Source organism: Gordonia sp. NPDC003429 (assembly GCF_053588575.1).
In genome coordinates, this window is the sequence record NZ_JBSFQF010000001.1 from 388,963 (window position 1) to 412,679 (window position 23,717).

At 68.0% G+C, this 23,717-nt stretch carries 20 protein-coding genes; 12 read left to right on the forward strand and 8 right to left on the reverse strand.

What is annotated here, in order from left to right; genetic code table 11:
- Positions 1–546, reverse strand: a complete 546-nt coding sequence (locus tag ACWDSI_RS01845) for an N-acetyltransferase family protein (RefSeq protein ID WP_449748577.1) — start codon at positions 544–546, stop codon at positions 1–3.
- Here ACWDSI_RS01845 and mfd point away from each other — a divergent pair.
- The 6 genes from mfd (at position 545) to cysC (ending at position 10,497) form a co-directional block, all read left to right on the forward strand.
- A complete protein-coding gene (gene mfd / locus ACWDSI_RS01850; RefSeq protein ID WP_449748576.1) occupies positions 545–4,207 on the forward strand; it encodes a transcription-repair coupling factor in 3,663 nt (1,220 codons plus the stop codon). The genes ACWDSI_RS01845 and mfd overlap by 2 nt on opposite strands.
- Positions 4,204–5,100 carry a MazG family protein gene (locus tag ACWDSI_RS01855; protein ID WP_449748575.1) on the forward strand — a complete coding sequence of 299 codons (897 nt, stop codon included), beginning with the start codon at positions 4,204–4,206 and terminating at the stop codon, positions 5,098–5,100. Before mfd ends, ACWDSI_RS01855 begins: the two co-directional genes overlap by 4 nt.
- A 112-nt stretch (positions 5,101–5,212) precedes the next feature.
- Complete coding sequence (locus ACWDSI_RS01860; RefSeq protein WP_449748574.1) at positions 5,213–6,703, forward strand: sulfatase family protein; 1,491 nt, start codon at positions 5,213–5,215, stop codon at positions 6,701–6,703.
- 103 nt (positions 6,704–6,806) lie between these two features.
- Positions 6,807–7,595, forward strand: coding sequence for a trehalose 2-sulfotransferase (gene stf0, locus ACWDSI_RS01865; protein ID WP_449748573.1), 789 nt, complete (start codon positions 6,807–6,809; stop codon positions 7,593–7,595).
- Positions 7,592–8,548, forward strand: a complete 957-nt coding sequence (cysD, locus tag ACWDSI_RS01870; RefSeq protein WP_449755483.1) for a sulfate adenylyltransferase subunit CysD — start codon at positions 7,592–7,594, stop codon at positions 8,546–8,548. Before stf0 ends, cysD begins: the two co-directional genes overlap by 4 nt.
- Complete coding sequence (gene cysC, locus ACWDSI_RS01875; RefSeq protein ID WP_449755484.1) at positions 8,548–10,497, forward strand: adenylyl-sulfate kinase; 1,950 nt, start codon at positions 8,548–8,550, stop codon at positions 10,495–10,497. Before cysD ends, cysC begins: the two co-directional genes overlap by 1 nt.
- 28 nt (positions 10,498–10,525) lie before the next feature.
- On the opposite strand, the gene efeB is transcribed toward cysC, so the two are convergent.
- Genes efeB through efeU form a run of 3 tightly spaced genes read right to left on the reverse strand, consistent with a single transcriptional unit; the run spans position 10,526 to position 14,719 of the window.
- Entirely contained in the window at positions 10,526–11,827 is a 1,302-nt protein-coding gene (gene efeB / locus ACWDSI_RS01880) for an iron uptake transporter deferrochelatase/peroxidase subunit (RefSeq protein ID WP_449755485.1), read from the reverse strand.
- A 43-nt stretch (positions 11,828–11,870) separates the two neighbouring features.
- A complete protein-coding gene (efeO, locus tag ACWDSI_RS01885; RefSeq protein ID WP_449748569.1) occupies positions 11,871–13,064 on the reverse strand; it encodes an iron uptake system protein EfeO in 1,194 nt (397 codons plus the stop codon).
- Positions 13,061–14,719, reverse strand: a complete 1,659-nt coding sequence (efeU, locus tag ACWDSI_RS01890; protein WP_449755486.1) for an iron uptake transporter permease EfeU — start codon at positions 14,717–14,719, stop codon at positions 13,061–13,063. The genes efeO and efeU overlap by 4 nt, the downstream gene beginning before the upstream one ends.
- A gap of 111 nt (positions 14,720–14,830) precedes the next feature.
- Here efeU and ACWDSI_RS01895 point away from each other — a divergent pair, with 111 nt between their 5' ends.
- From ACWDSI_RS01895 to ACWDSI_RS01915, 5 genes are all read left to right on the forward strand, one after another.
- Positions 14,831–15,574, forward strand: coding sequence for a lytic transglycosylase domain-containing protein (locus tag ACWDSI_RS01895; RefSeq protein WP_449755487.1), 744 nt, complete (start codon positions 14,831–14,833; stop codon positions 15,572–15,574).
- Positions 15,575–15,733: 159 nt separating this feature from the next.
- Positions 15,734–17,017: a phosphopyruvate hydratase gene (gene eno, locus ACWDSI_RS01900; RefSeq protein WP_449755488.1), complete on the forward strand. Its 1,284-nt coding sequence runs from the start codon at positions 15,734–15,736 to the stop codon at positions 17,015–17,017.
- A gap of 13 nt (positions 17,018–17,030) precedes the next feature.
- Complete coding sequence (locus ACWDSI_RS01905) at positions 17,031–17,750, forward strand: septum formation initiator family protein (protein ID WP_449755489.1); 720 nt, start codon at positions 17,031–17,033, stop codon at positions 17,748–17,750.
- A 71-nt stretch (positions 17,751–17,821) separates the two neighbouring features.
- The gene (locus tag ACWDSI_RS01910; RefSeq protein WP_449755490.1) at positions 17,822–18,382 is read left to right on the forward strand and encodes a DUF501 domain-containing protein; all 561 of its coding nucleotides are present in this window, start codon (positions 17,822–17,824) and stop codon (positions 18,380–18,382) included.
- Entirely contained in the window at positions 18,379–19,341 is a 963-nt protein-coding gene (locus tag ACWDSI_RS01915) for a Ppx/GppA phosphatase family protein (RefSeq protein WP_449755491.1), read from the forward strand. The genes ACWDSI_RS01910 and ACWDSI_RS01915 overlap by 4 nt, the downstream gene beginning before the upstream one ends.
- Before the next feature lie 29 nt (positions 19,342–19,370).
- Here the strand turns inward: ACWDSI_RS01915 and ACWDSI_RS01920 are convergent, their stop codons facing one another.
- From ACWDSI_RS01920 to ACWDSI_RS01935, 4 genes are all read right to left on the reverse strand, one after another.
- Positions 19,371–19,862, reverse strand: coding sequence for a DUF4395 domain-containing protein (locus ACWDSI_RS01920; RefSeq protein ID WP_449748562.1), 492 nt, complete (start codon positions 19,860–19,862; stop codon positions 19,371–19,373).
- Positions 19,863–20,003: 141 nt separating this feature from the next.
- Positions 20,004–20,420, reverse strand: a complete 417-nt coding sequence (locus ACWDSI_RS01925) for a hypothetical protein (protein WP_449755492.1) — start codon at positions 20,418–20,420, stop codon at positions 20,004–20,006.
- A 4-nt stretch (positions 20,421–20,424) separates the two neighbouring features.
- Complete coding sequence (locus tag ACWDSI_RS01930; RefSeq protein WP_449755493.1) at positions 20,425–21,699, reverse strand: fatty acid desaturase family protein; 1,275 nt, start codon at positions 21,697–21,699, stop codon at positions 20,425–20,427.
- Between the two features lie 2 nt (positions 21,700–21,701).
- Positions 21,702–22,796, reverse strand: coding sequence for a ferredoxin reductase (locus ACWDSI_RS01935; protein ID WP_449748559.1), 1,095 nt, complete (start codon positions 22,794–22,796; stop codon positions 21,702–21,704).
- A gap of 159 nt (positions 22,797–22,955) precedes the next feature.
- Here ACWDSI_RS01935 and ACWDSI_RS01940 point away from each other — a divergent pair, with 159 nt between their 5' ends.
- Complete coding sequence (locus ACWDSI_RS01940) at positions 22,956–23,651, forward strand: TetR family transcriptional regulator (RefSeq protein WP_449748558.1); 696 nt, start codon at positions 22,956–22,958, stop codon at positions 23,649–23,651.
- The last annotated feature ends 66 nt before the right edge of the window (positions 23,652–23,717 follow it).

The following is a 23,717-nucleotide window of genomic DNA, read 5'->3' on the forward strand; positions in this document are numbered from 1 at the left end:
TTACGGTTCGTCGATGTCGCGCTGCAGGTAGATGGTGTCGATCCACTGGTCATGTTTGAAGCCGATGTGCGGGGTCCGTCCGACAATGGTGAAACCGAACTTCTCATGCAGCGCCACCGAGGCCTCGCCGCCGGTCGCGGCGATCACCGCGACGATGCGTCGCACGGTGGCCGGGTCGACGGCGGCGATGAGTGCGGCCATCAACGCCGACCCGATGCCCCGGCCGCCGGTGCCCGGACGCAGATAGATCGTGTCCTCAACGGTGCGGTCGTAGGCCGACGGGCCGTCGAACGTGCGGAACGGGCCGAGGTAGGCGAAACCGGTCACCGTGGCGTCGGCGGAATCGAGCGCGACGAGAAAGGGGCGGCCCGCCGACACGATCCCGTCGAGTTTGCGCTCCCAGGCCTCGACGCCCGGGGCGACGTAGGCGAAGGTCGCCACGGTGTTGTCCACGTAGTGCCGGTAGATCTCGGCGACGGCCGGGCAGTCCGCGGCGGTGGCCTCACGAACGAGGACGTCGCCCGACGGGGGCGCGGAGGTGGCCATGGCGTCACCCTACGGCCGGGCACCTACAATTGCTCGGGTGTCGACGTCACCTGCCGCTCTCTCCGGGCTCGCCGCGCTGACCTGTACCGATTCCGCATTCACCGCTCTGGCAACCGCTGCCGCTGACGACACCGGCACCACGCGTCGCGACATCACCGCACCCGATGCGGCGCGCCCGTTCGCGGTGACCTGCCTGAGCCAGGCCGTCGACACCCCACTGCTCGTCGTGTCGGCCAACGGCCGCGAAGCCGACGACCTCACCGGCGAACTCCGCGAGCTCATCGGTGGCGATTCGGTCGGGGCCGACTCGGTGGCGCAGTTCCCCTCCTGGGAGACGCTGCCGCACGAACGACTCTCGCCGAGCGCCGAGGTGGTGGGGCAGCGACTGGCGGTGCTGCACCGCCTGGCCGAACCGGGCGACACCCCGCTGCGCGTGGTGGTCACCACCGTCCGCTCGCTGGTGCAGCCGATGGCCCCGGGCCTCGGCCACATCCGGACCATCGCCCTGCGGGAGGGCATCGAGATCGACTTCGACACGCTGCTCGCCGACCTGGTGGAGATGGCCTACGAGCGGGTCGACATGGTGGGCCGCCGAGGCGAGTTCGCGGTCCGCGGCGGCATCCTGGACGTGTTCCCCAACACCGCCGACTACCCCGTGCGAGTGGAGTTCTGGGGTGACGAGATCACCGAGATGCGGGCCTTCTCCGTGGCCGACCAGCGCAGTCAGCCCGAAGTGGACGCCTCGACCGTGCTCATCCACCCCTGCCGCGAACTGATCCTCACCCCCGCGGTGCGGGACCGGGCGAGCGCGCTGGCCGAGGTGCACGCCGGCGAACCCGCGCTGGCCGAGATGCTCACCAAGCTCGCCGAAGGCATTCCCGTCGCCGGGATGGAGGCGCTCATCCCCGCCCTGATCGACGGCGAGATGCAACTGCTCACCGAGGTGGTGCCCGACGGCACCCGCGTGCTGGTGCTCGACCCGGAGAAGGTCCGCACCCGCGCCGCCGACCTCGCCGCGACCGGTGCCGAGTTCCTCGAGGCGTCGTGGAACGCCGCCGCGATGGGCGCATCCGCCCCGGTCGACGCGCGCGGTGGCGCCCCGACCGGCAGCGCCATCGACCTTCAGGCCAGCGCCTACCGGTCACTCGATGATGTGGAGGCGGCCACACTGGCCGCAGGCCGCTCATGGTGGACGATGAGTCCGCTGGAATCGGGGTCGGGCGACGAACTCTCGCTCGACGTGAGCGCCGGACCCACGCCACGCGGCGACGAGGGCGAGATCGCCGCGGTGTTCGCCTCGCTGCGCGCCCACGTGAGCGCGGGCAACCCCGCCGCGATCGTGGTGGCGGGCAAGGGCACCGCGCAACGCGTCGGTGAGCGACTCGCCGACGCCGAGGTGCCGCACCACGTCGTCGAACCCGGAGCGCGGCCCGCGCCGGGTGTGGTCTCCATCCTCGGTGGTGCACTGCGCCACGGAATCGTCTGTCCCGCAGCGGGTCTGGTGGTGGTCACGGAAACCGACCTCACCGGCACCCGGATCGCGGGAGCGCGCGATGGCCGCCGGTTGCCGGCCAAGCGCCGCAACCAGGTGGATCCGCTCGCGCTCACCGCCGGCGACCTGGTGGTGCACGACCAGCACGGCATCGGCAAGTTCGTCGAGATGATCGAACGCACGGTGTCGGGGGCGCGACGCGAATACCTGGTCCTCGAGTACGCGGCGTCCAAACGCGGCCAGCCCGGCGACCGGCTCTACGTGCCCATGGACGCCCTCGATCAGCTCTCCCGCTACGTCGGCGGTGAACAGCCGTCGCTGTCGAAACTGGGCGGGTCGGATTGGCAGAACACCAAACGCAAGGCGCGCAAGGCGGTTCGTGAGATCGCCGGAGAACTCGTGCAGCTCTACGCCGCCCGGCACGCGGCGCCCGGCTACGCCTACAGTCCGGACACCCCGTGGCAGCGGGAGATGGAGGACGCCTTCGACTTCACCGAGACCGTCGACCAGCTCACCGTGATCGGCGAGGTGAAGGACGACATGGAAAAGCCCGTCCCGATGGACCGGGTGATCGTCGGCGACGTGGGGTACGGCAAGACCGAGATCGCGGTGCGCGCCGCCTTCAAAGCCGTCCAGGACGGCAAGCAGGTGGCCGTGCTCGTACCGACAACCATTCTGGCGCAACAGCATCTGCAGACCTTCACCGAGCGGATGGCCGGTTTCCCGGTGCGGATCGCCGGCCTGTCTCGGTTCACCGACGCCAAGGAGTCGCGCAAGATCATCGACGCGATGGCCGCCGGCGAGGTGGACGTGGTGATCGGCACCCACCGCCTGCTGCAGACCGGCATCACCTGGAAGGATCTTGGCCTGGTGATCGTCGACGAGGAACAGCGATTCGGGGTGGAACACAAGGAACACATCAAATCGCTGCGCACCCACGTCGACGTGCTGACCATGTCGGCCACCCCCATCCCACGGACGCTGGAGATGTCGATGGCGGGCATCCGCGAGATGTCCACCATCCTCACCCCACCCGAGGAACGCCACCCGGTGCTGACCTATGTCGGCGCGTACGCACCCAAGCAGGTGGCCGCGGCGATCCGGCGTGAACTGCTGCGCGACGGGCAGGTGTTCTACGTGCACAACCGTGTGTCGACGATCGACAAGACCGCCCGCGACATCGCCGCCATGGTGCCCGAGGCCAAAGTGGTGGTGGCGCACGGACAGATGAATGAGGACCAGCTCGAACGCACCGTGTCGGGGTTCTGGAACCGCGAATACGACGTGCTGGTGTGCACCACCATCATCGAGACCGGACTCGACATCTCCAACGCCAACACCCTCATCGTCGACCGCGCCGAGAACCTCGGCCTGTCCCAACTGCATCAGCTTCGCGGGCGCGTCGGCCGCAGCCGCGAACGCGGCTACGCCTATCTGCTCTACAGCGGCGAGAAGCCGCTCACCGAGACCGCCTACGACCGGCTGGCCACCATCGCCCAGAACAACGAGCTCGGCGCCGGAATGGCGGTGGCGCTCAAGGATCTTGAGCTGCGTGGTGCGGGCAATGTGCTCGGCGCCGAGCAGTCCGGTCACGTGGCAGGGGTGGGATTCGACCTCTATGTGCGGCTGGTGGGCGAGGCGGTGGAGGCCTACCGTGCGGCGGCCGACGGACAGCCGGTGTCGTCCACCGAGCCCGCCGAGGTGCGCATCGACCTGCCCGTCGACGCGCACATCCCCGTCGAATACGTCGACTCCGACCGGCTGCGACTGGAGGCCTACCGCAAACTCGCCTCGGCCACCGACGACGACGCCGTCGACGGTGTGCTGGCCGAGCTGACCGACCGCTACGGCGACCCGCCCGAGGAAACGCGTCGGCTGGCCGCCATCGCGAAGCTGCGGCTGCGTTGCCGGGAACGGGGCGTCACCGAAGTGGGATCGGTGGGCACCGGAGTCAAGATCTCGCCGCTGCACCTGCTCGACAGTGAACAGGTGCGCCTCAAACGCCTCTATTCCGCCGCCGGCTACCGCGCGACGACATCGGTTGTCACACTGCCCATTCCGCGTACCGGCGGGGTGGGTTCGGCACGGTTGCGCGACGACGAACTGATCGACTACCTCACCACCTTCCTCAAGGCACTCAAACCCGACCCGCAGGCGGGCGCGGCATGACGGTGGTGCTGCTCGACGCGCAACGGCCCGAGGTGATCCCACTCGCGGCTCGCGAGGTGCTGTCCGGCGTCGTGCTGGTGACCGAGGACGTGCCCACCTCGGTGCTGTGGGCGCTCGACCACTTCGAGGCGGCGACGCCCGAGTCGGATCCGTCGCGCACACTGGTGGGCACCGACCCCGAACATCCGTTGGTGCGGGCGCGGATTACGGACGGCGACACCGTGTTCGCGGTGCCCCGCGTCGCCGGCGAGGATCTCCTCGATGCGGTGGCGTTGATGAACACCCTGCGGCGCAACGGTCCGTGGGAATCAACCCAGACCCATGCGTCGCTGCGCCGGTATCTGCTCGAGGAGGTCTACGAACTGCTCGACGCGATCGACGCCGACGATCCGGTGAATCTGCGCGAAGAACTCGGCGATCTGTTGCTGCAGGTGCTCTTTCACGCGAGTATCGGTGCCGACGACCCGCGCGCGCCCTTCGACATCGACGCCGTGGCACGCAGTTTCACCGAGAAGGTGCGCCGGCGTACGCCCGGCGTGCTGTCCGGAGCCCACAGCGACCTCGAGACCCAGATCCGGGAATGGGAGGACCGCAAGGCCGCCGAGAAGCAGCGCGGCTCGGTGCTCGACGGCATCGCGACCACCGCACCGGCACTCGCCCTGACGCAGAAGGTTCTCGAACGCCTGACCGCGGCAGGCTACCCGGTGGAGACCATCGACCCGGCCGTGATCACCGTGACCGTGACGCCGGGCGACGACAGCGTGGAGGTGGCCGCCCGTGAACGCACGCTGCGCCTGATGGCGCACGTGCGGTCGGCCGAACAGCGCGCGAAGGACGGGGGCGTCGTGCTCGACTCGCCCGATGCGTGGAGCGCGGTCCTCGACGAGGGCTGAGGTCCCACCGACCCGGCTGCAACCGTCTGCGTGTCCGTGAGGCTCCGGGGTGTCGGTGACGCCCCGGGGCACCCTCCGCGACGTGGGTAAACGGCGGGTGCATCATGGAAAGATGGCTTTCGACGACGCGCCCGCCCGCTCCGGCGATTCCGTCCCCGCCCCCGAGAACGTGATCCTGGTGCACTGGCACGACCTGGGGCGTCACCTCGCGTGTTACGGCGCCGACGGCGTGGAGAGCCCGCACATGGACGCCCTGGCCGCCGCCGGTATCCGGTTCACCGACGCCCACTCCACCGCGCCACTGTGCTCGCCGGCGCGTGGATCGCTGTTCACCGGGCAGTATCCGCACCGCAACGGACTCGTCGGCCTCGCCCACCACGGATTCGAATACCGCGACGGCGTCCGCACCCTGCCGTCGGTGCTCGCCGACGCGGGCTACCGGACCGTGCTGTTCGGCATGCAGCACGAGAGTGCCGACCCGGAGACCCTCGGTTTCGACACCGTCGACGTCTCCGATTCGCGCTGCGACTACGTGGTCGCCGAGTCGCAGCGGTGGCTGCGCCGATATGCCGATCGCGGCGAGACCCGGCCGTTCTTCCTCACCGCCGGATTCTTCGAGACGCACCGGCCCTACCCGGCCGACGAGTACACCCCCGCGGACACGCGCAGCATCGACGTTCCGGAGTTCCTCCCCGACACCAGCGACGTCCGTGACGACCTCGCCGGCCTCCACGGCAGCATCACCAAGGCCGACGCGGCGGTCGGTCGCCTGCTCGACACCGTGGCGTCGCTGGGACTCGAGCGCACCACCTGGATCGTCTTCGTCACCGACCACGGACTCGCGTTCCCGCGCGCCAAATCGACGTTGTACGCCGAGGGCACCGGTGTTGCGCTGATCGTGCGGCCCCCGACCGCCCGCGAGATCGCGCCCCGCGTCTACGACGACCTGTTCTCCGGCGTGGATCTCGCACCGACGGTTCTCGACCTGTTGGGGGTACCCGCACCGGCCGGCATCGACGGCATCTCACATGCGGTCGAACTCACCCGCGACGCCCAGAACCCGGCGCGTGCGGAGGTCTTCACCGAGAAGACCTATCACGATGCCTACGACCCCATCCGGGCCGTTCGCACCAAGAGGCACAGCTACATCGAGAACTATGCGCACCGGCCCGCCCTGCTGTTGCCGCTCGACATCGCCGACAGTTCGTCGGCACGCTCGATCGACCCCGAGGAGATGCGCATCCCGCGCGCCGCGGTGGAACTGTACGACCTTCGTCACGATCCGACAGAGCAGAACAATCTGGCCGACGATCCCGCCTACGCCGCGGTGCGCGCCGAACTCGCGAAACGCCTCGCGCAGTGGCGTGCGGTCACCGGGGACTCGCTGCCCGACGAAGCGGCGGGGACCGCGGTGGCCGAAGAGTTCATGCACCGCTTCCACCAGCGCGCCGAAGGCATCGAGCCTGATGAGGAGGCGCTGCCGTCGCGGCGCCCGCTCGGCGTCTCGCGCGAGCTGTCCGGCGAACTGCAGGGCGGCGACATCGACGACGAGGCACGCGAATCGGCCCGTGAGATCGAGGCCCGCACCCGCGCGCGACTCTGAGCCCCCACGCGAATCACATCGGTGCGCCGTTGTAAAGGTTTACCCCGTCGTTGCGTCTAAAATACCAGGTTGCGCGCCGTTTTCGGCTCGTTAGACTGACCCGGTGCCGCCAGTCGACAATTACCTCGTGTGCGCAAGTCAGCGCAGCGGAAGCACGCTGCTCGTGGAGTCCCTCGCGGCCACCGGAGTAGCGGGAACACCGGAGGAGTTCTTCCAGTACTTCACGTCGTCGTCGCTGTCGCCGCAGCCCAGGGAATGGTTCGCCGGCGTCGACGACCCGGAGATTCTCGACCTGCTCGACGACATCGACCCCGGCCGGCCGGACGATCGCGACTTTCGCCGGTGGCGCTCGGACGTCCTGGCAGCCGGACGCGGCGCCAACGGGGTGTGGGGCGGCAAGCTGATGTGGAATCAGACGCCGCTGCTCATCGCCCGCACGCGGGTGGGGTCCGGTTCGCTGCGTACCGCGATCCGCGAGATCCTCGGCGACGATCCGTTGTTCGTGCATGTCTATCGTGAAGATGTTGTGGGACAAGCGGTCTCGATGTGGCGCGCGGTGCAGACCCGGATCTGGCGCGACGGCGGCGGGCACGGCACGCACGACCGCGCCGTGTACAACGCCCGCGGGATCGCGCATCTCGCCACGATTCTCCTCGACGAGGAGCGCCACTGGCGAGCCTGGTTCGAGGCCGAGGACATCAGCCCGATCGACGTCGAATTCGGACAGCTGGTCAAGGATCCGACAGGTACCACCGCCCGCGTGTTGAGCGCGCTGGGACAAGATCCCGCGCTCGCCCCCACGCCACCCACCAAACCCCAGTCGAATTCGCGGTCCAAGCAATGGGCGCAGCGATACCGTGAGGACGCCACCCGGAACGGATATCCGCAATGACCACAGAACTCACCGCCCCCGACCGGGCGAACACCGCCGATCGCGTCACCGCCCTGCGTGCGCTGGAGGCGGAGTCGGTCCACATCATTCGTGAGGTGGCCGCCGAACTCGAACGGCCCGTCCTGCTGTTCTCCGGCGGCAAGGACTCCATCGTGCTGCTCCGACTCGCGGAAAAGGCGTTTCGGCCCTCGCCGTTGCCATTCCCGGTGATGCACGTGGACACCGGCCACAACTTCGACGAGGTGATCGAGTTCCGTGACCGCCGTGTTGCGCCGACCGACGACAATCCCGACGGCATCAAACTCATCGTCGCGTCGGTGCCCGACGCGATCGCCGCGGGACGCATCGCCGAATCCACCGATCCGTCGGGGTCACGCAATCGCCTGCAGACCCGCGTGCTTCTCGATGCGTTGGAGGCGGGCGGATTCGACGCCGCTTTCGGTGGGGCACGCCGCGACGAGGATCGTGCGCGCGCCAAGGAACGCGTGTTCAGTTTCCGCGACGAGTTCGGGCAGTGGGACCCGCGGGCCCAGCGGCCCGAGCCCTGGTCGCTGTACAACGGTCGTATCCGCCGGGGCGAGTCGGTGCGGGTGTTCCCGCTGTCGAACTGGACCGAGGTCGACATCTGGCGTTACATCGAACTGGAGAACCTCGAACTGCCGTCGATCTACTATGCGGCGCAACGTGAGGTGTTCGACCGCGACGGCATCCTGCTGACGGTGTCGCCGTATTCGCAACCGGATTCGGCCGACGACGTGCACACCGAATGGGTCCGTTATCGCACCGTCGGGGATCTCACCATCACCGGCGCGGTGCGCTCGCGGGCCACCACCATCCCCGAGATCATCGACGAGATCAGCGCGGCCACCGTCTCCGAACGTGGCGAGACCCGCGCCGACGACCGAACGTCGTCGGCGGCGATGGAGGACCGGAAACGAGAGGGCTACTTCTGATGACCGCGACCGCCACATCCGACACCTCCGGCACCGATGTCGCGGGTGCCCGAGCACAGCGGCAGATCCTGCGGATGGCCACCGCGGGCAGTGTGGACGACGGCAAGTCGACCCTGATCGGGCGCATCCTGCACGACACGGGTTCGCTGCCCACCGATCATCTCGCCGGGGTGACCTCCGAGGAGGGCGACGTCGATCTGGCCGCGCTCTCCGACGGGCTGCGGGCCGAACGCGAACAGGGCATCACCATCGACGTGGCCTATCGGTTCTTCTCCAGCGACACACGCAACTACGTGCTGGCCGACACCCCCGGTCACGAGCGGTACACGCGCAACACGTTCACCGGGGCGTCCAATGCGCACGTGGCGGTGCTGCTGGTGGACGCCCGCAAGGGACTGCTGCGGCAGACCCGGCGGCATGCGCGGATCGCCACCCTGGTCGGCGTGCCGCACATCGTCGCCGCGGTGAACAAGATCGACCTGGTGGACTTCTCCGCCGAACGGTTCGCCGAACTTCAGGCCGACCTCGCCGAGCTCGCGGTCAACGTCGGCGCCGACGAGATCACCGCGATCCCGGTGGCCGCCAAACTCGGCGACAACGTGGTCCATCGCTCGGCCAACACGCCGTGGTACACCGGCCCGACACTGCTGGAGTATCTCGAGGGCATCGAACTGCACGCACCGAATCCGGTCACTCGCGAACTGCGCCTGCCGGTGCAGTGGGTGTCGCGGCCTGGTCCGGATGGCAAACGTAACTACACCGGCAGGGTTGCGGCGGGCACGCTGCGGGTCGGCGACCCGGTGGTGGTGTTGCCGTCGGGGTCGCGGAGTACGGTCACCGCGCTCGACACCCTCGACCCCGACCGGGATGTCGCGGTGGCGCCGCTGTCGGTGTCGGTGCAGCTCGCCGACGACATCGACGTGGGCCGCGGCGACGTGTTCGTCAGTGGCGCCGACGACGCGCACCTGCCCGTCCTCGCGCGAGAACTGTCGGCGACGGTGTGCTGGATGTCGGAGACGCCACTGCATGCCGGCGACCGGGTGGCCCTCAAACAGGGCGCCTCGACCGTCCGGGCGACGGTGCAATCACTCGAACGCCGCCTCGATCCGGAATCGCTGCTCGAGCAGGTGGGTCCATCGGAGTTGGGACTCAACGACATCGGCACCGTCACGCTGCGCACCTCCTCGGTGGTGGTGGCCGACCCATATGTGTCCAATCGCAGCACCGGCGCATTCATCCTGATCGACGAGGCGTCCAACGACACCGTCGGCGCGGGCACCATTCTCGAACCGCGAGAGGTGATTCCGGGCAAGGCGACTCGCAACGACATCAAGTGGCATCCGAGTGCGCTCAGCCGCCACGAGCGGTGGACCAAGACCGGTCAGCGCGGTGCCACCGTGTGGCTCACCGGGTTGCCCGCGTCGGGCAAGTCCACGGTCGCCGTGGCACTGGAGCGCGAACTGGTGAACCGCGCCCGGGTGGCGTACCTGCTCGACGGGGACAACATCCGTCACGGCATCTCCGACGACCTGGGGTTCTCGCCGGGCGATCGGGCCGAGAACATCCGTCGGGTGGGGCATCTGGCACGTCTGTTCGCCGACGCCGGGGTGATCGCGATCGCCTCGATGGTCTCGCCGTTACGGTCCGACCGCGACATCGCGCGTGAACTCCATCAGGCCGCCGACCTCGAGTTCATCGAGGTGCACGTGTCCACACCGGTCACCGAGTGTGAACGCCGCGATCCCAAAGGCCTCTACGAACGCGCCCGCCGCGGCGAACTCAAGGGACTCACCGGGATCGACGCGCCATACGAGAAGCCCGACGCCCCGGATCTGCGTTTCGACACCACCGGCGCCGACATCGAGGAACTCGCCGGCAGGATCGTCGCCGAACTCGTCGCCCGCGGCATCCTCGACCAACCCGATTCGGGTACTCACCACGCCGAGTAGGCTGAATCCTCGCCGGCCACGGGTCTGCTCAGTCCTGGTATCCGAACATCTTCTTGCCGTACCAGTCACCGATCTTCGACAACCCCGGCGGGACGGCGAACAAGGAACTGGAGATGGGGGAGATGTACTCGTTCAGCCCGTCCTGCGCGAGGTTGTTCTGGATGCGCACAAACTGCTCGTGGGCGTTCTTCTGGTACGCCATGAAGAACAGCCCTGCCGCGAGAGTGCCTGTGCGGGTGTCGATTCCATCGGTGTAGTTGTAACCGCGGCGCAGCAGTTGCGCCCCGCCGTTGTTGTCGGGATGTGCCAGCCGCACGTGGGAGAAGCGATCCACCGCGAACTTGCCGTCGCCCAGTTTCTTGTGGAAGTCGATGGTGGAGAACTCGCCGCCGCCCGACAGGGGGGCGCCGGAGTCCTTGGCGCGTCCGAAGATCAGTTCCTGATCGGTGATGTCGTCGGAATCCCACGCCTCGATGTGCATGCGGATCTTGCGGGTGACGAGGTAGCTGCCGCCCTTCATCCACGGCTGGTCGGTTTCGTCGCCGACCCACACCCACTGCTGCGCGACGGGGGGATCCTCGGCCTTGATGTTCGCGGTGCCGTCCTTGAATCCCATCAGGTTTCGCGGGGTCACCTGGGTGGTCGAGGTGGCCGAGGCGCGTCCGAATCCCTCTTGTAGCCACCGCATAGTGACGGCGCTGCGGCCGATCCGCGCGAGGTTGCGCACCGCGTGAAAGGCGACCTGCGGATCCTCCGAGCAGGCCTGCACGCAGATGTCCCCACCGCTGATCGCCGGGTCGATGGTGGTGTCGACCGCCAACTGTCCCAACGGTTTCAGGGCGGCGGGCATCTTGCCCGCCAGGCCGAGACGCTCGTCGAAGAACGTCGGCCCGAACCCGACCGTCACGGTGAGTCGATGCGGACCGAGGTCGAACGCCTCACCGGTGTCGGCCGGCGGTGATCCGGGCCGGGACTCGACCGGTCCGACGGGTTTGCCCTGTGTCAGCAGGCTGGCCGCGGCGGCCCAGCGGGCCAGCATCACCTCCACCGCCTCGACGGTCACCCCGTCCTTGAGATCGAAGGTCGCGAACACCAGCGAATTCTGTTGCCGGGTGATGATTCCCGCCTGGTGTTCACCGTAGAACGGCACCGCCTCGTCGCCGCCGTCGGAATTGTCGGCCGTGACTGCCGCGGTGATCCCGGCGCCGGCGGCACCACCGACCGCCAGCCCCGCGCCCGCGATCCCCGCCCCGGTGAGGAATCTTCTGCGGTTGACTCCCCGCTTGGGCGGCTGGTCGGGTGCGGTGTCCGGCGTGTCGGTGGTGCTCATCGGGCTGGGTGACTCTCTCGATCTCGTTGTTGCCGTGCGCGGATCAGCTTGCCGCGGCGATCTTTCCGCCGGCCTGGGCCAGCGGGTCCTTGACGGCGATGATGGCTGCGGCCATCTCGCGGCGCTGCTGCTCGGACACCTGGTCGAACGGCTTGAATCCGCCGGGCGCGTTGGGGTCCCGGAACGAATCGACCAGCGAGTTCACCTTGTCGAAGGCCTGCTGGATCGTCGTGGCCAGTTGCGGATCGATCTGGGTGAGGGCGGGCTTGACGATCTCGAACGCCTGCTGGCTGCCCTCGATGTTGGCCTGCATGTCGACGAAGTCGATGTGCGAGTACGCCTCTTCCTCGCCGGTGAGTTTGGAGGTGGACACCTCGTCGAGCAGATCGCCGGCACCGTTGATGATGTCGGCGGGTTTCACCTCGAAGCTCGGTTCGTTGACCAGTCTCTTGAGGTCGGAGACGTTGCGCTGCAGCGTTTCTGCCACCGGCACCATGCCGTCGAGGTTGTTGTCGACCCACAGTTGCTTCTCGATGACGTGGAAGCCCTCCCAGGTGTCGCCGGGGCCCAGCGCGTCGGGTCGGGCATCGATCGCGACGTCGAGGTTGACCGCGTTGTTGTTCGAGCAGTCCGCGGCACCGTTGGCGCAGAACGCGCCGGCGATCGGTTCGATCCGTTCGTAGTAGGGGCGGGCCCGCACGTACGCCTCCTTGGCGGCGGCGACATCGCCCGCCTTGACCGCGGTGACGAGCTGATTCGTCGCGTCGTTGAGGCTGTTGACCTGGGTGATGACGTACTGCTTGTACTCGTTGGCGGCCGCCTTGAGTTGGTCGGCGACGGTGCCCGACGCCTGCGCCGCCTTGCCGGTGACGGTGAAGGTGGTCTTCTCGTTGGTCGCGCCCGGGCAGTACAGCTGATAGGTGCCGCCATCGAGTTTGTGCGAGAACGAGGTGGCGGCCATGCCCGGCGCGATGTTCTCGCGTTCGGCGAGGATCTTACCGTCCTGGAGGAGTTCCACCTCGCTGACGGCGGCGGCGTTGGTGTTGCTGATCTCGAAGGTGATGGGTCCGGCGGCCACCTTGTCGGGGGTGACCTTGCACCCGTCGTTGGTCATCTCGACCTTGACGGTTTTCGCTTCACTGGAGGATGACGAATCGTCTGAGCCATTCGAACAACCGGCGAGTCCGGCGATGGTCAGCGTGGCGACGCCGGCCGCGACGAGTGGTCCAGCCCTCATTGGGTTCTCTCCTTTGTGCGAGCGGCGTCATCCGACGTCGCTGATGGTGAAACTCTGGGTGGCGGGGTGCGCCGCCGGCCGACGCCGAGCGCGAGTGCTGCGATCACACCCAGCACCACGGCGGCGACGAGCAACGCCACCGGTGCGACGACGCCGCGCGTGTGATGAGCCGTGCGCTGGTCGGAGGCCCGCCCGATGGCGGCGACGGTGTCGGCGTCGGCGGCCTGCTCGGCGTCGAACTGGGCCACCTTGCCCAGTACCACCGCCGAGCCGCGCTCGGGTGTCACCGTCGCGGTCACCACGTAGTGCACGCGCGCGGCCACGGGGGCACCGAAGGTGCGCTCGGCGTCCACACCGACTGTTGCGGTGACCGAGTAGATGACCGGCGCCGAGGACCCGAAGGTCTGCGGATTGAGGCCGACCGGCATCCTGCCGTCGTTGGCCGCGACGATCTGGGCGGGGGAGACGCGCACGGGTGCGTCGGGCACGAGGGCGGCGATATCGATGTCGGGGCTGACGAGTTGCTCGTAACCGGTGGTGCTCAGTCCGCCGACGCTGTCGGTGCCGGTGCTCTGCAGCGCGGGCAACCCGGTGCGCACCGTACCGCTGGTCAGCGTGCCCTGCGCCGTGTCACCCGCGGCGGACTCCAGCGTGACCGCCACCGGCGACGGAGAGGTGAGGGTTCGGCCGGCGAGCAGGCCCGAGGTGGTGGCGGTGCCGACCGGAACAGCGGTCACCGTGTTCGACGGTGCCTGCGCCTGGCCGGGGGCGGTGGCGAAAACGATGACGGCGCTCAGCGCGAGAACGGCCGAGGTGGCGGCCGCGCCGAGACCCACCGCACGCCGCGGGAACGGCTTGCCCGCGGGCCACAGGACCACCGCGCCGACCACGATCAGGTAGATCGCCCAGCCGAGCACCTCGATGAGCACCGGCTTGGGCTGGATGCCCAGCACTCCGGTGAGCAGCGAGGACTGGATGGAGCCGGGTTGCACCAGCCAGGTGAGGTCGACCACCTGCTGTTGTCCGAAGTTGACCCACCCGGCCTCGTGCGCGGTGCGGAACGCGGTCATCACCAGGCCGGCGGCCACCAGCGCCAGCAGCAGTCCGGTGACCTTGAAGAAGCGGGCCAGGTTGAGGTGCACTCCACCGCGATAGATCCCGTAACCGAGCGCCACCGCGATACCGATACCGATGATCGCGCCGGCGGCCGACGGGATCGCGTTGTGGCTGGCGTTGAACGCCGCCACCAGGAACACCGAGGTCTCCAGACCCTCACGGAGCACCGCGAGGAACGCCATCATCACGAAGGCGATGGCCGAACCCTCGTTCATGGCGTCCGACGCGGCGGCCTCCAGATCGCCTTTGAGGTCGCGGGCATGCTGACGCATCCAGACGATCATGTAGGTGACCATCGCGACGGCGATCACGCCGATGACGGTTTCGAGCGCCTCCTGCTGGCGTTGCGGAAGATCGCGCGAGAGCAGTTCGAGTCCGATCGCCACCGCGACACAGATCGTGACCGCCACCACCACGCCGACCCACATCCACCGCAGCGCATCGGCGCGACCCTGCCGTTTGAGGAAGGCAGCGATGATCCCGACGATCAGTGCGGCCTCGAGCCCCTCCCGCAGGCCGATGATGAGGGTGGCGAACATTCGACTCCGGTCTATGGGTTGCGCAGCCTCGCCTAATTTCGGCGGAAAACGAATTAAGGCTACGCTGCCCTATCCCAAACCACCAAGGGACCAATGGCACCATGGTGGGCGATGACTCACGCTCGACGGGCTCTGGCCTCACTCTTCGCTCTCACCTGCATCGCAGTGAGCAGCTCGGCATGCCTGAATCTGCCCACCCTCAAGCGCCCCGACATTCCCGATGGCATCCCGCCCGGCGCCGGCGCGCCCACGCCCTACGTCGACATCAATGCGCCCGGGCGCACCGCCGACCTCTTCGACGCCTGGGCACGCCCCATCGCGGAGTCGACGGGCATTCCGTTCATCGCGATGGAGGCCTACGGCAATGCCGCCGAGATCCAGCGGCAACAGCATCCCGAATGCGGGATCGCCTGGACCACGCTCGCCGGGATAGCGGCGGTGGAGAGCAAACACGGCACCCACCGGGGCACCACGATCGCACCCAACGGCGACACGTCGCCGCCGATCCGCGGCGTGCCCCTCGACGGCACCCGCGGCAACCTGGAGATCCCCGACACCGACCACGGTGCCCTCGACGGGGATGCCATCCACGACCGTGCGATGGGTCCGTTCCAGTTCATCCCGGAGACCTGGCGGCGGTACGGCGTGGATGCGAACGGCGACGGCCGTGCCGACCCGGACAACATCGACGACGCCGCGTTGTCGGCGGCACGGTATCTGTGTGTCTCGTCCGGTGGCGACATGACCACCCCGCGCGGATGGGAGAAGGCGGTGCGCGTCTACAACAACTCGATGGCCTACGTGATCGACGTCCGCGATCACGCCAACGCGTATTCGATCAACGTCCGCTATTGACCTCCCCGACGCACCCCGTTCACCCGCGATGGCCGTTGGGCGGCGATGTGCCGGAATGGGGGACGCACTTGGCGGGTGTGCGTCGCCCGCACCGACTAGGCTTTCTTCCGTACCCGGCGGCGAGGTGCCGCCGACACGTCGACCGATAGGGGCGAAACCGTGGCAATCATCGAACAGGTTGGGGCACGCGAGATTCTCGACTCGCGTGGTAATCCGACCGTCGAGGTCGAGGTCGTGCTGGATGACGGCACGTTCACGCGGGCAGCCGTGCCGTCCGGCGCGTCGACCGGCGAACACGAGGCCGTGGAGTTGCGCGACGGCGGCGAACGCTACGGCGGCAAAGGCGTCACCAAGGCTGTCGAGGGTGTGCTCAGCGAGCTCGCGCCTGCGGTGATCGGTATCGAGGCCGAGGAGCAGCGCCTCGTCGATCAGGCCCTCATCGACTGCGACGGCACGCCGGACAAGAGCCGGATCGGCGCCAACGCCATCCTCGGTGTGTCCCTCGCGGTGGCCAAGGGCGCCGCCGAATCGGCCGGTCTGCCGCTGTTCCGCTACATCGGCGGACCCAACGCGCACATCCTTCCGGTGCCCTGCCTGAACATCATCAACGGTGGTGAGCACGCCGACAACGGCATCGATTTCCAGGAGTTCATGATCTCGCCGATCGGCGCACCCACCTTCAAGGAGGCCCTGCGCTGCGGCGCCGAGGTGTATCACGCGCTGAAGTCGGTGCTCGCCAAGCAGGGCATGAACACCGCGCTCGGTGACGAGGGCGGCTTCGCGCCGGACCTGCCCAACACCGATGCGGCCATCGCGGCGGTCGGCGAGGCCGTGGCCAAGGCGGGCTACGACTTCGGCAAGGACGTGGTGATCGCGCTCGACGCCGCGGCCACCGAGTTCTACAGCGACGGCGTGTACACGCTGGAGGGCAAGAAGCTCAGCAGCGACGAGATGATCCCGTTCTACGAGAAGCTGATCGCCGACTTCCCGATCGTCTCGATCGAGGACGGCCTCGCCGAGGACGACTGGGACGGATGGGCCAAGCTCACCGAGGCCATCGGCGACAAGGTGCAACTCGTCGGCGACGACCTGTTCGTGACCAACCCCGAACGCCTCGAAGAGGGCATCTCCAAGGGCATCGCGAACGCTCTGCTGGTGAAGGTGAACCAGATCGGCACGCTCACCGAGACCCTCGACGCGGTGGCCCTGGCGCACAACAACAGCTACAAGACGATGATGAGCCACCGGTCGGGTGAGACCGAGGACACCACCATCGCCGACCTCGCGGTGGCATGTGCCTGCGGTCAGATCAAGACCGGCGCACCGGCCCGCAGCGAGCGGGTGGCCAAGTACAACCAGCTGCTGCGGATCGAAGAGGGCCTCGGCGACGCGGCACGCTATGCGGGAGACCTCGCCTTCCCGCGATTCTCGTTTGGTTCGTGATTAGCTAGAGCCCATGGCACAGGGCTCTCGTCGTTCTCGCGCGGGCGATGGTCGGCGGCGGAGCTCGGCGCGCGATCCACGCTCGTCCGAGCAGGCGCGGCGGGTCCCGCGACGCGAGCGTGCCGGGCAATCTCGCTCACCGGTCTCGGTTGTGGAGACCGGTGAGCAGGAGATCTACGACGTCGACCCCGACACCGATCCCGCAGCCGATCTCGACTCCGATTCCGGGTCTCTTGCCGATCCCGACGCCGACGACGCCGAGGGGTCGGGCACCGGCCGTTCGGCATCGGCATCGCGGCGCACCTTGCGCGAGCGACGCACACGCACCGGCCGGCGCCGGCCGGTGGCGACCAGGGTCCGTGCGATCGACACCAGGCGTGCCGTGGTCCTCGCGTTGGTGCTCAGCGTGGTGGCACTGACGCTCGCGATGCCGCTGCGCACGTATTTCGCCCAGCACGCCGAGTTCACCCAGATCGCCGCATCGAATCAGCAGCTGCGTCAGCAGGTCGCCGATTACCAGCAGAAGGTCAACGAACAGAACGATCCCGCCTACATCGAGGCGAAGGCCCGCGAACGGCTGCAGTTCGTCAAGCCGGGTGAGACGCCGCTGGTGATGCTCTACCCGGGCGACGAGGAGCGCAAGGAGGCCGCCAAGCGCGCCGCCGAACACGCGAGCAATCCGTGGTACGGCAATCTCTGGGAAACGCTGTCGACGCCGGTGGGTACCAAGTAATCCGGTGGGCACCACGTAAGACCGGCGAACGTGCGACCGCAGCCGCTCGCACCACCTGGTACCAAGGGAGCGTGAGCATCTCCGAACCGAGCGACGACGCCCTCCCCGACAGCAGCGGTGCCGGCATCTCCGATGCGGATCTGGCGACCGTCACCGCGCAGCTCGGCCGCACACCGCGCGGGGTCGTCGAAGTGAGTTACCGCACCCCCGACGGTGTTCCCGCCGTGGTCAAGACCATGCCCCGACTGCCCGACGGCACTCCATTTCCCACTCTCTACTATCTGACCGATCCGCGGCTCACCGCCGAGGCCTCCCGGCTGGAATCTGCCGGCGTGATGAAGGAGATGACCGCCCGGCTCGGTGTCGACGAGCACCTGGCCGACGGTTACCGGCGGGCCCACGAGTCCTACCTGGCCGAGCGGAACGCGCTCGGATCGCTGGGCACCGACTTCACCGGAGGCGGTATGCCCGACCGGGTCAAATGCCTGCATGTGCTCATCGCCCACTCGCTGGCCAAGGGGCCGGGGGTCAACCCGCTCGGCGACGAGGCGGTGGCGCTGGCCGCCGAGGGCCCGCTGCGCGGCACCGCGATCCCGGCCGACTGGCCGCATCTCGGTGGGGACGACCGATGACGACGGTGGCCGCCGTGGACTGCGGCACCAACTCCATCCGCCTGCTCGTCGCCTCGGCCGAACCACCCGGAACCCTCGTCGACCTGCACCGCGAGATGCGGATCGTGCGGCTTGGCCAGGGCGTCGACGCCACCGGGCGCTTCGCCGACGAGGCGATCGACCGCACCCGGATCGCGCTCGCCGACTACGTCGAGGTGATGCGCTCGCTGCAGGTGGAGCGGGTGCGGATGGTGGCCACCTCGGCCACCCGTGACGCCACCAATCGTGACGCCTTCTTCGCGATGGCCGCCGAGTTGCTCGGCTGTGCGGTGCCCGGCGGGTCGGCCGAGGTGATCAGCGGTGACGAGGAGGCCAGGCTCTCGTTCCGGGGAGCCGTCGGCGAACTCGAACCGTCGGCCGGGCCGTTCGTCGTGACCGACCTCGGCGGCGGCTCCACCGAGGTGGTGCTCGGCGGATCAGGCGAGGGCGCGGCCGACCGTGTGACCGCTGCGCTTTCGGCCGACGTGGGATGCGTGCGAACCACCGAGCGCTGCCTGCACTCCGATCCGCCCACCAGCGACGAGATCGCCGCCGCGCAGGCATTCATCCGCGAGCGGTTGGCCGGCGCGTTCAGCGCTGTCCCGGTGGAACAGGCCCGCACCTGGGTGGGCGTGGCGGGCACGATGACCACGCTCGCTGCCGTCGCCGCGGGCATGGACGAGTACGACTCCGACGCGATTCACCTGTCCCGCATCGGCTTCGACGATCTCGACGACGTGTGCCGACGGCTGGTGGCGATGCCACGCGCACAGCGCGCCGCACTCGGGCCGATGCATCCGGGTCGCGTCGACGTGATCGGTGGCGGCGCGCTCATCGCCACCGAACTCGCGCGGGTGCTGTCCGACCGCGCGGGCATCACCGAACTCGTGGTGAGCGAGCACGACATTCTCGACGGCATCGCGCTGGGCCTGCTGGACTGACCCGCAATCCCCCGACACAGGGGAGGGTGTCAGGCCGGCTGCCGCAGCGAGATGTTGTTGCAGGCCTCGCACACGTCCTCGGGGATCACGTTGTGTCGCTGCAGGAAACCGAAGATGACGCAGCCCAGGCAGAAACCGAACACCGATTCCAGGGTTGCGGCCACGATGAGCACCCCGACCACGATCTGGGCGGCCAGGCCGAATCCCAGCAGACTCAGCACCAGCGCGGTGGTGGAGACCACCAGGCCGATGGTCTGGGCGAAGCGCTTCGGCGGGCCGGGCACCAGCTTGCTCTTGCGCACGATCTTCGGGGCGATGACCCGCACCGAGAGCTGACCGAACGGAGAGAACCGGGGGCCGGCCATCACCCGGAGCCCGAAGCCGACGGCGAGAAGCGCGTACAACGCCCAGTGGTTGACGATGATCGTCACGACCGCCAGCGCCACCACAAGACCGGCGGTGGAGCGTGCCGCGTACTCATTGACGGGGTTGGGAAACGTGAACAGCGACGGCGTCGCCACGTCTGCCTCCTGTAGATACCTGCTGGGGGATCGAGCCACCACGGTGGCTCACAACAGCACGAAACTACGCGGCGTGCTCCGTTCGGCCAAACGTTGTGCCCACGCTGAGCGAAACCCGGCGCTCGGGAATGCGGTGGGGGGTCAGTAGTCGTCGGGATCGGGGACGTCCGGGGATTCCATCATTCCGGCGAGGGTGGCGGATTCGGCCTCGTCGCCGCTGAGGATCTCCGCGGGCGGCGCGTCGTCGAGGTCGTCGGGAACCACTGGTGCCTCGAAGGCGCCCTCGAGGTTGAGTACCTCGGGGGCCGGTTCCTCCACCAGGATCTCCGCGTCGGTCTCCTCGAGTTCGGCGTCGATCACCGACAGTTGCGCCTCGTCGGCTTTGGCCTTGCGTGCGGCATCGCGCATCTCGAAACCATCGGTGATCGCGTCGCCGATCTCGCGTGCGATGTCGGCCACCGCGGTGGTGATGATCGTGGTGATCCGACCGACATGAGTCGCGGTGGACTCGACGAGTTCCTGCACGAGGTCCTTGTTGCGTTCCATGCGGTCGACCATGGCTTCAGCCTACTCCGGCAGGTTTGCGCCGTTCGATGTTGACGACAAGATCATTGTCGTCGGTGGTCATGGAGTTCGGCAGCGAGAGCTTCGCGATCTTCGTCCAGGTGGACAGCAGTTGTGCGTGCAGCGGACCGGTGTTGTACGGCAACCCGTAGCGTTCGCAGATCTCGCGCACCTCGGCCGCCATCTGCGGGTAGCGGCTCGCCGGGATGTCGGGGAACAGGTGGTGTTCGATCTGATGCGACAGGTTGCCGCTCATGATGTGGAACAGGGGACTGCCGGTGATGTTGGCCGAACCGAGCATCTGCCGCAGGTACCACTGTCCGCGCGTCTCGTCCTGGCAGTCCTCGGCCGCGAAAGTCTGTGCACCGGTGGGGAAGTGGCCGCAGAAGATGATCGAGTACGTCCACACGTTACGCACCAGGTTGGCGGTCACGTTGCCCAGCAGCGTCGGCAGGAAGAAGGGTCCCGACAACGCAGGAAACACCACGTAGTCCTTGAGCACCTGGCGGCTGGCCTTGCGCCACATCCCCTTCACCAGGCCCTTGACGTCGGTCCACTTGCGCTTGCCGGCGATGATGTTCTCGGTCTCGAGGTCATGCAGCATCACGCCCCACTCGAACAACAGCATCAGTCCGGTGGCGTACACGAGATTGCCCAGGTAGTAGGGATTCCACTGCTGGTCGCGGGCCATGCGCAGAATGCCGTAACCGATGTCGCGGTCCTCGCCGATGATGTTGGTGAAGGTGTGGTGCATGTAGTTGTGGCTGTGTCGCCACTGGTCGGCCGGACACACGGTGTCCCACTCGAATTCGCGGGAGTTGTAGGTGTCCTCGCGCATCCAGTCGTACTGGCCGTGCATCACGTTGTGGCCGATCTCCATGTTGTCGAGGATCTTCGACACGCCCAGGGCGCCGACACCGGCGAGCCACGCGGGCGGGAACCATCCGACGAACAACAGTGCGCGGCCGGCCACCTCGAAGCCGCGCTGTGCGCGGATGATCGAGTAGAGGTATTCGCGATCCTTGGCGCCCAGGTCGGCGGCCACCCGCGCCCGGAGTTCATCGAGTTCGCGGCCGAGCGCCTCGACCTGTTCGTAGCTCAGATTGACGACGTTGTGCGGCGGTGCGGCGCGCAGCGCAGGTGGGGCCACAGCGGTCTCGGCTCGGGAGGTGTCGGGACGGGGGGCGTCGTCGCGGGGAGCGTCGGGGAGAAGTTCGGAACCGGTCGGTTCGGAAACGGTCAGTTCGGAAACAGGCAGTTCGGAAACAGTCATGGCTATACCTCGATTTCCACGTCGCCGACAGGGGCGTTGATACAGAGCTGGATCTGCGTGTCGGCTTCGGTGTCGGTGTCGCCGGTCAGCACGTTGCGGGTGCAGCCGGATTTCTTGATGGCGGTGCAGGAGAAGCAGATCCCCATCCGGCAGCCGGACGCGGGACGCAGCCCCGCGGCCTCGGCCTGTTCGAGGATGGTCCGGCCGTCGTTGGCCGTGGAACTGCCCGATCGGGTGAAGGTCAGGGCGCCCGACACCGGCTCGTTCGGATCGACGGCTGCCGGGGCGGCCGGGCGGAACGATTCGGTGTGCAGGCGTGCACCGGGATGTTCGGCGGTGACGTGATCGGTCACCGCGTCCATCAGGTCGCGGGGTCCGCAGACGAAGATGTCGGCGGAGTCGATCCCGGCGATGTCGTCGAGATGACCGGGCGTGAAGTGGCCGTGCGTGGCATCGGCATCGTCTCCGGCATCGCGGGTGTAATGCAGGCGCAGGTCGATGTTGTCGTGCACCCGTGCCAGTGCGGCCAGTTCGGTGCGGTAGGCGACGTCGTCCTCGCCGCGGGCGTAGTGCACCACCGTGATCGGATTCGTGTGCAATTCCGATACAAGTGTGCGCAGCATCGACATGATCGGGGTGATGCCGCTGCCGCCGCTGACGAGTACGGTCGAGGACCGCAGATCCGACGGCAACACGAAGTCGCCCGCGGGCGCCGACAACCCGTACACGTCACCCACCCGGGCGTGGTCGCGCAGGTGGCGGGAGACGAATCCGTCGTCGTGTGCGGTGATGGTCAGTTCCACGTCGCCCGACGGCCCGGCGGCGTTGGCCGGGGAGAAGCAGCGGACGTGTTTCACTCCGTCGATGACGACCTTGAGCTGGATGTACTGTCCCGCGAGATGGCCGTGCCACTGACGGGTGGGCCGAAGGGTCAGACGGACGGTGCGGTAGGTGGGGTGGTCGATCGAGACCACGCGGGCGCGCAGCTCGCGCCACGTCAACATCGGATCGAGAAGTTCGAGATAACGGTCGACGGGATGGGGTGACAACCCAGATTCCACTATCGAACCGACGAGATCGGGAAGGCGGATCGCCATGGGCTGGCTCCGTTCGGGGTCACTTTCGGTGTACGTATGTACACCAAGAAGTGTGCCACACGTTCCGGTCACCCCGTCAAGTACCGGTTTCGTGACGGCGCTCACAATCCGGGCAGGGTGCACCCCTGCCCGACGGCTGCCTGGCCGTAGAATCGACGGGTGACCCGAGCCCGTCGACCCAGTTCGTCGCATGTCGCGCGTCCGGGCAGGGTCCACCTCGACGGGGAAAGCCGGGCCGACCGCAAGAACCGGACCCGCCAGGCGCTGCTGGACACCACGCTCGATCTGGTTTCCGACCGCAGTTTCGCCAGCATCAGCCTGCGGGAGGTGGCCCGCGGCGCCGGGATCGTGCCCACCGCCTTCTATCGGCATTTCGCGTCGATGGAAGACCTCGGCGTCACATTGGTCGAGGACTCCATGCGCGTGCTGCGGCGCACCCTGCGCGAGGGACGCCGGGATCTGGCGGCCCGCCAAGCGCTCCCGACCGCGCAGAGTTCGCTGGCGATCCTGCTGCGGCACGTGCACGAGAACGAACCGGCATTTCGGTTTCTGGTTCGCGAGCAGCACGGTGGCGTGGCCGAGATCCGGCGTGCCATCGATACGGAGTTGCGACTGTTCTCCAAGGAACTCGCCATCGACCTCTCCCGGCTGCCCGACCTGGCCGCCTGGAGTGCGGACGACCTCGAACTCGCGGCCGAACTGATCGTGACGATCATGCTCACCGCGGTCGCGGATCTGCTCGACGGCGAACATCGCGGTCGCGGTGCCGAATCGGAGATCGTGGGACGCACCGAACGCCAACTGGTGATGGTCTTTCTCGGCATGGAGCGCTGGCGCTCGTCCATCGACGACTGAAGTGGGCCGGCGGACGTCGAGCGTGCCCACACCCGCCCGTCGAGCGTGCCCACACCCGCCCGTCGA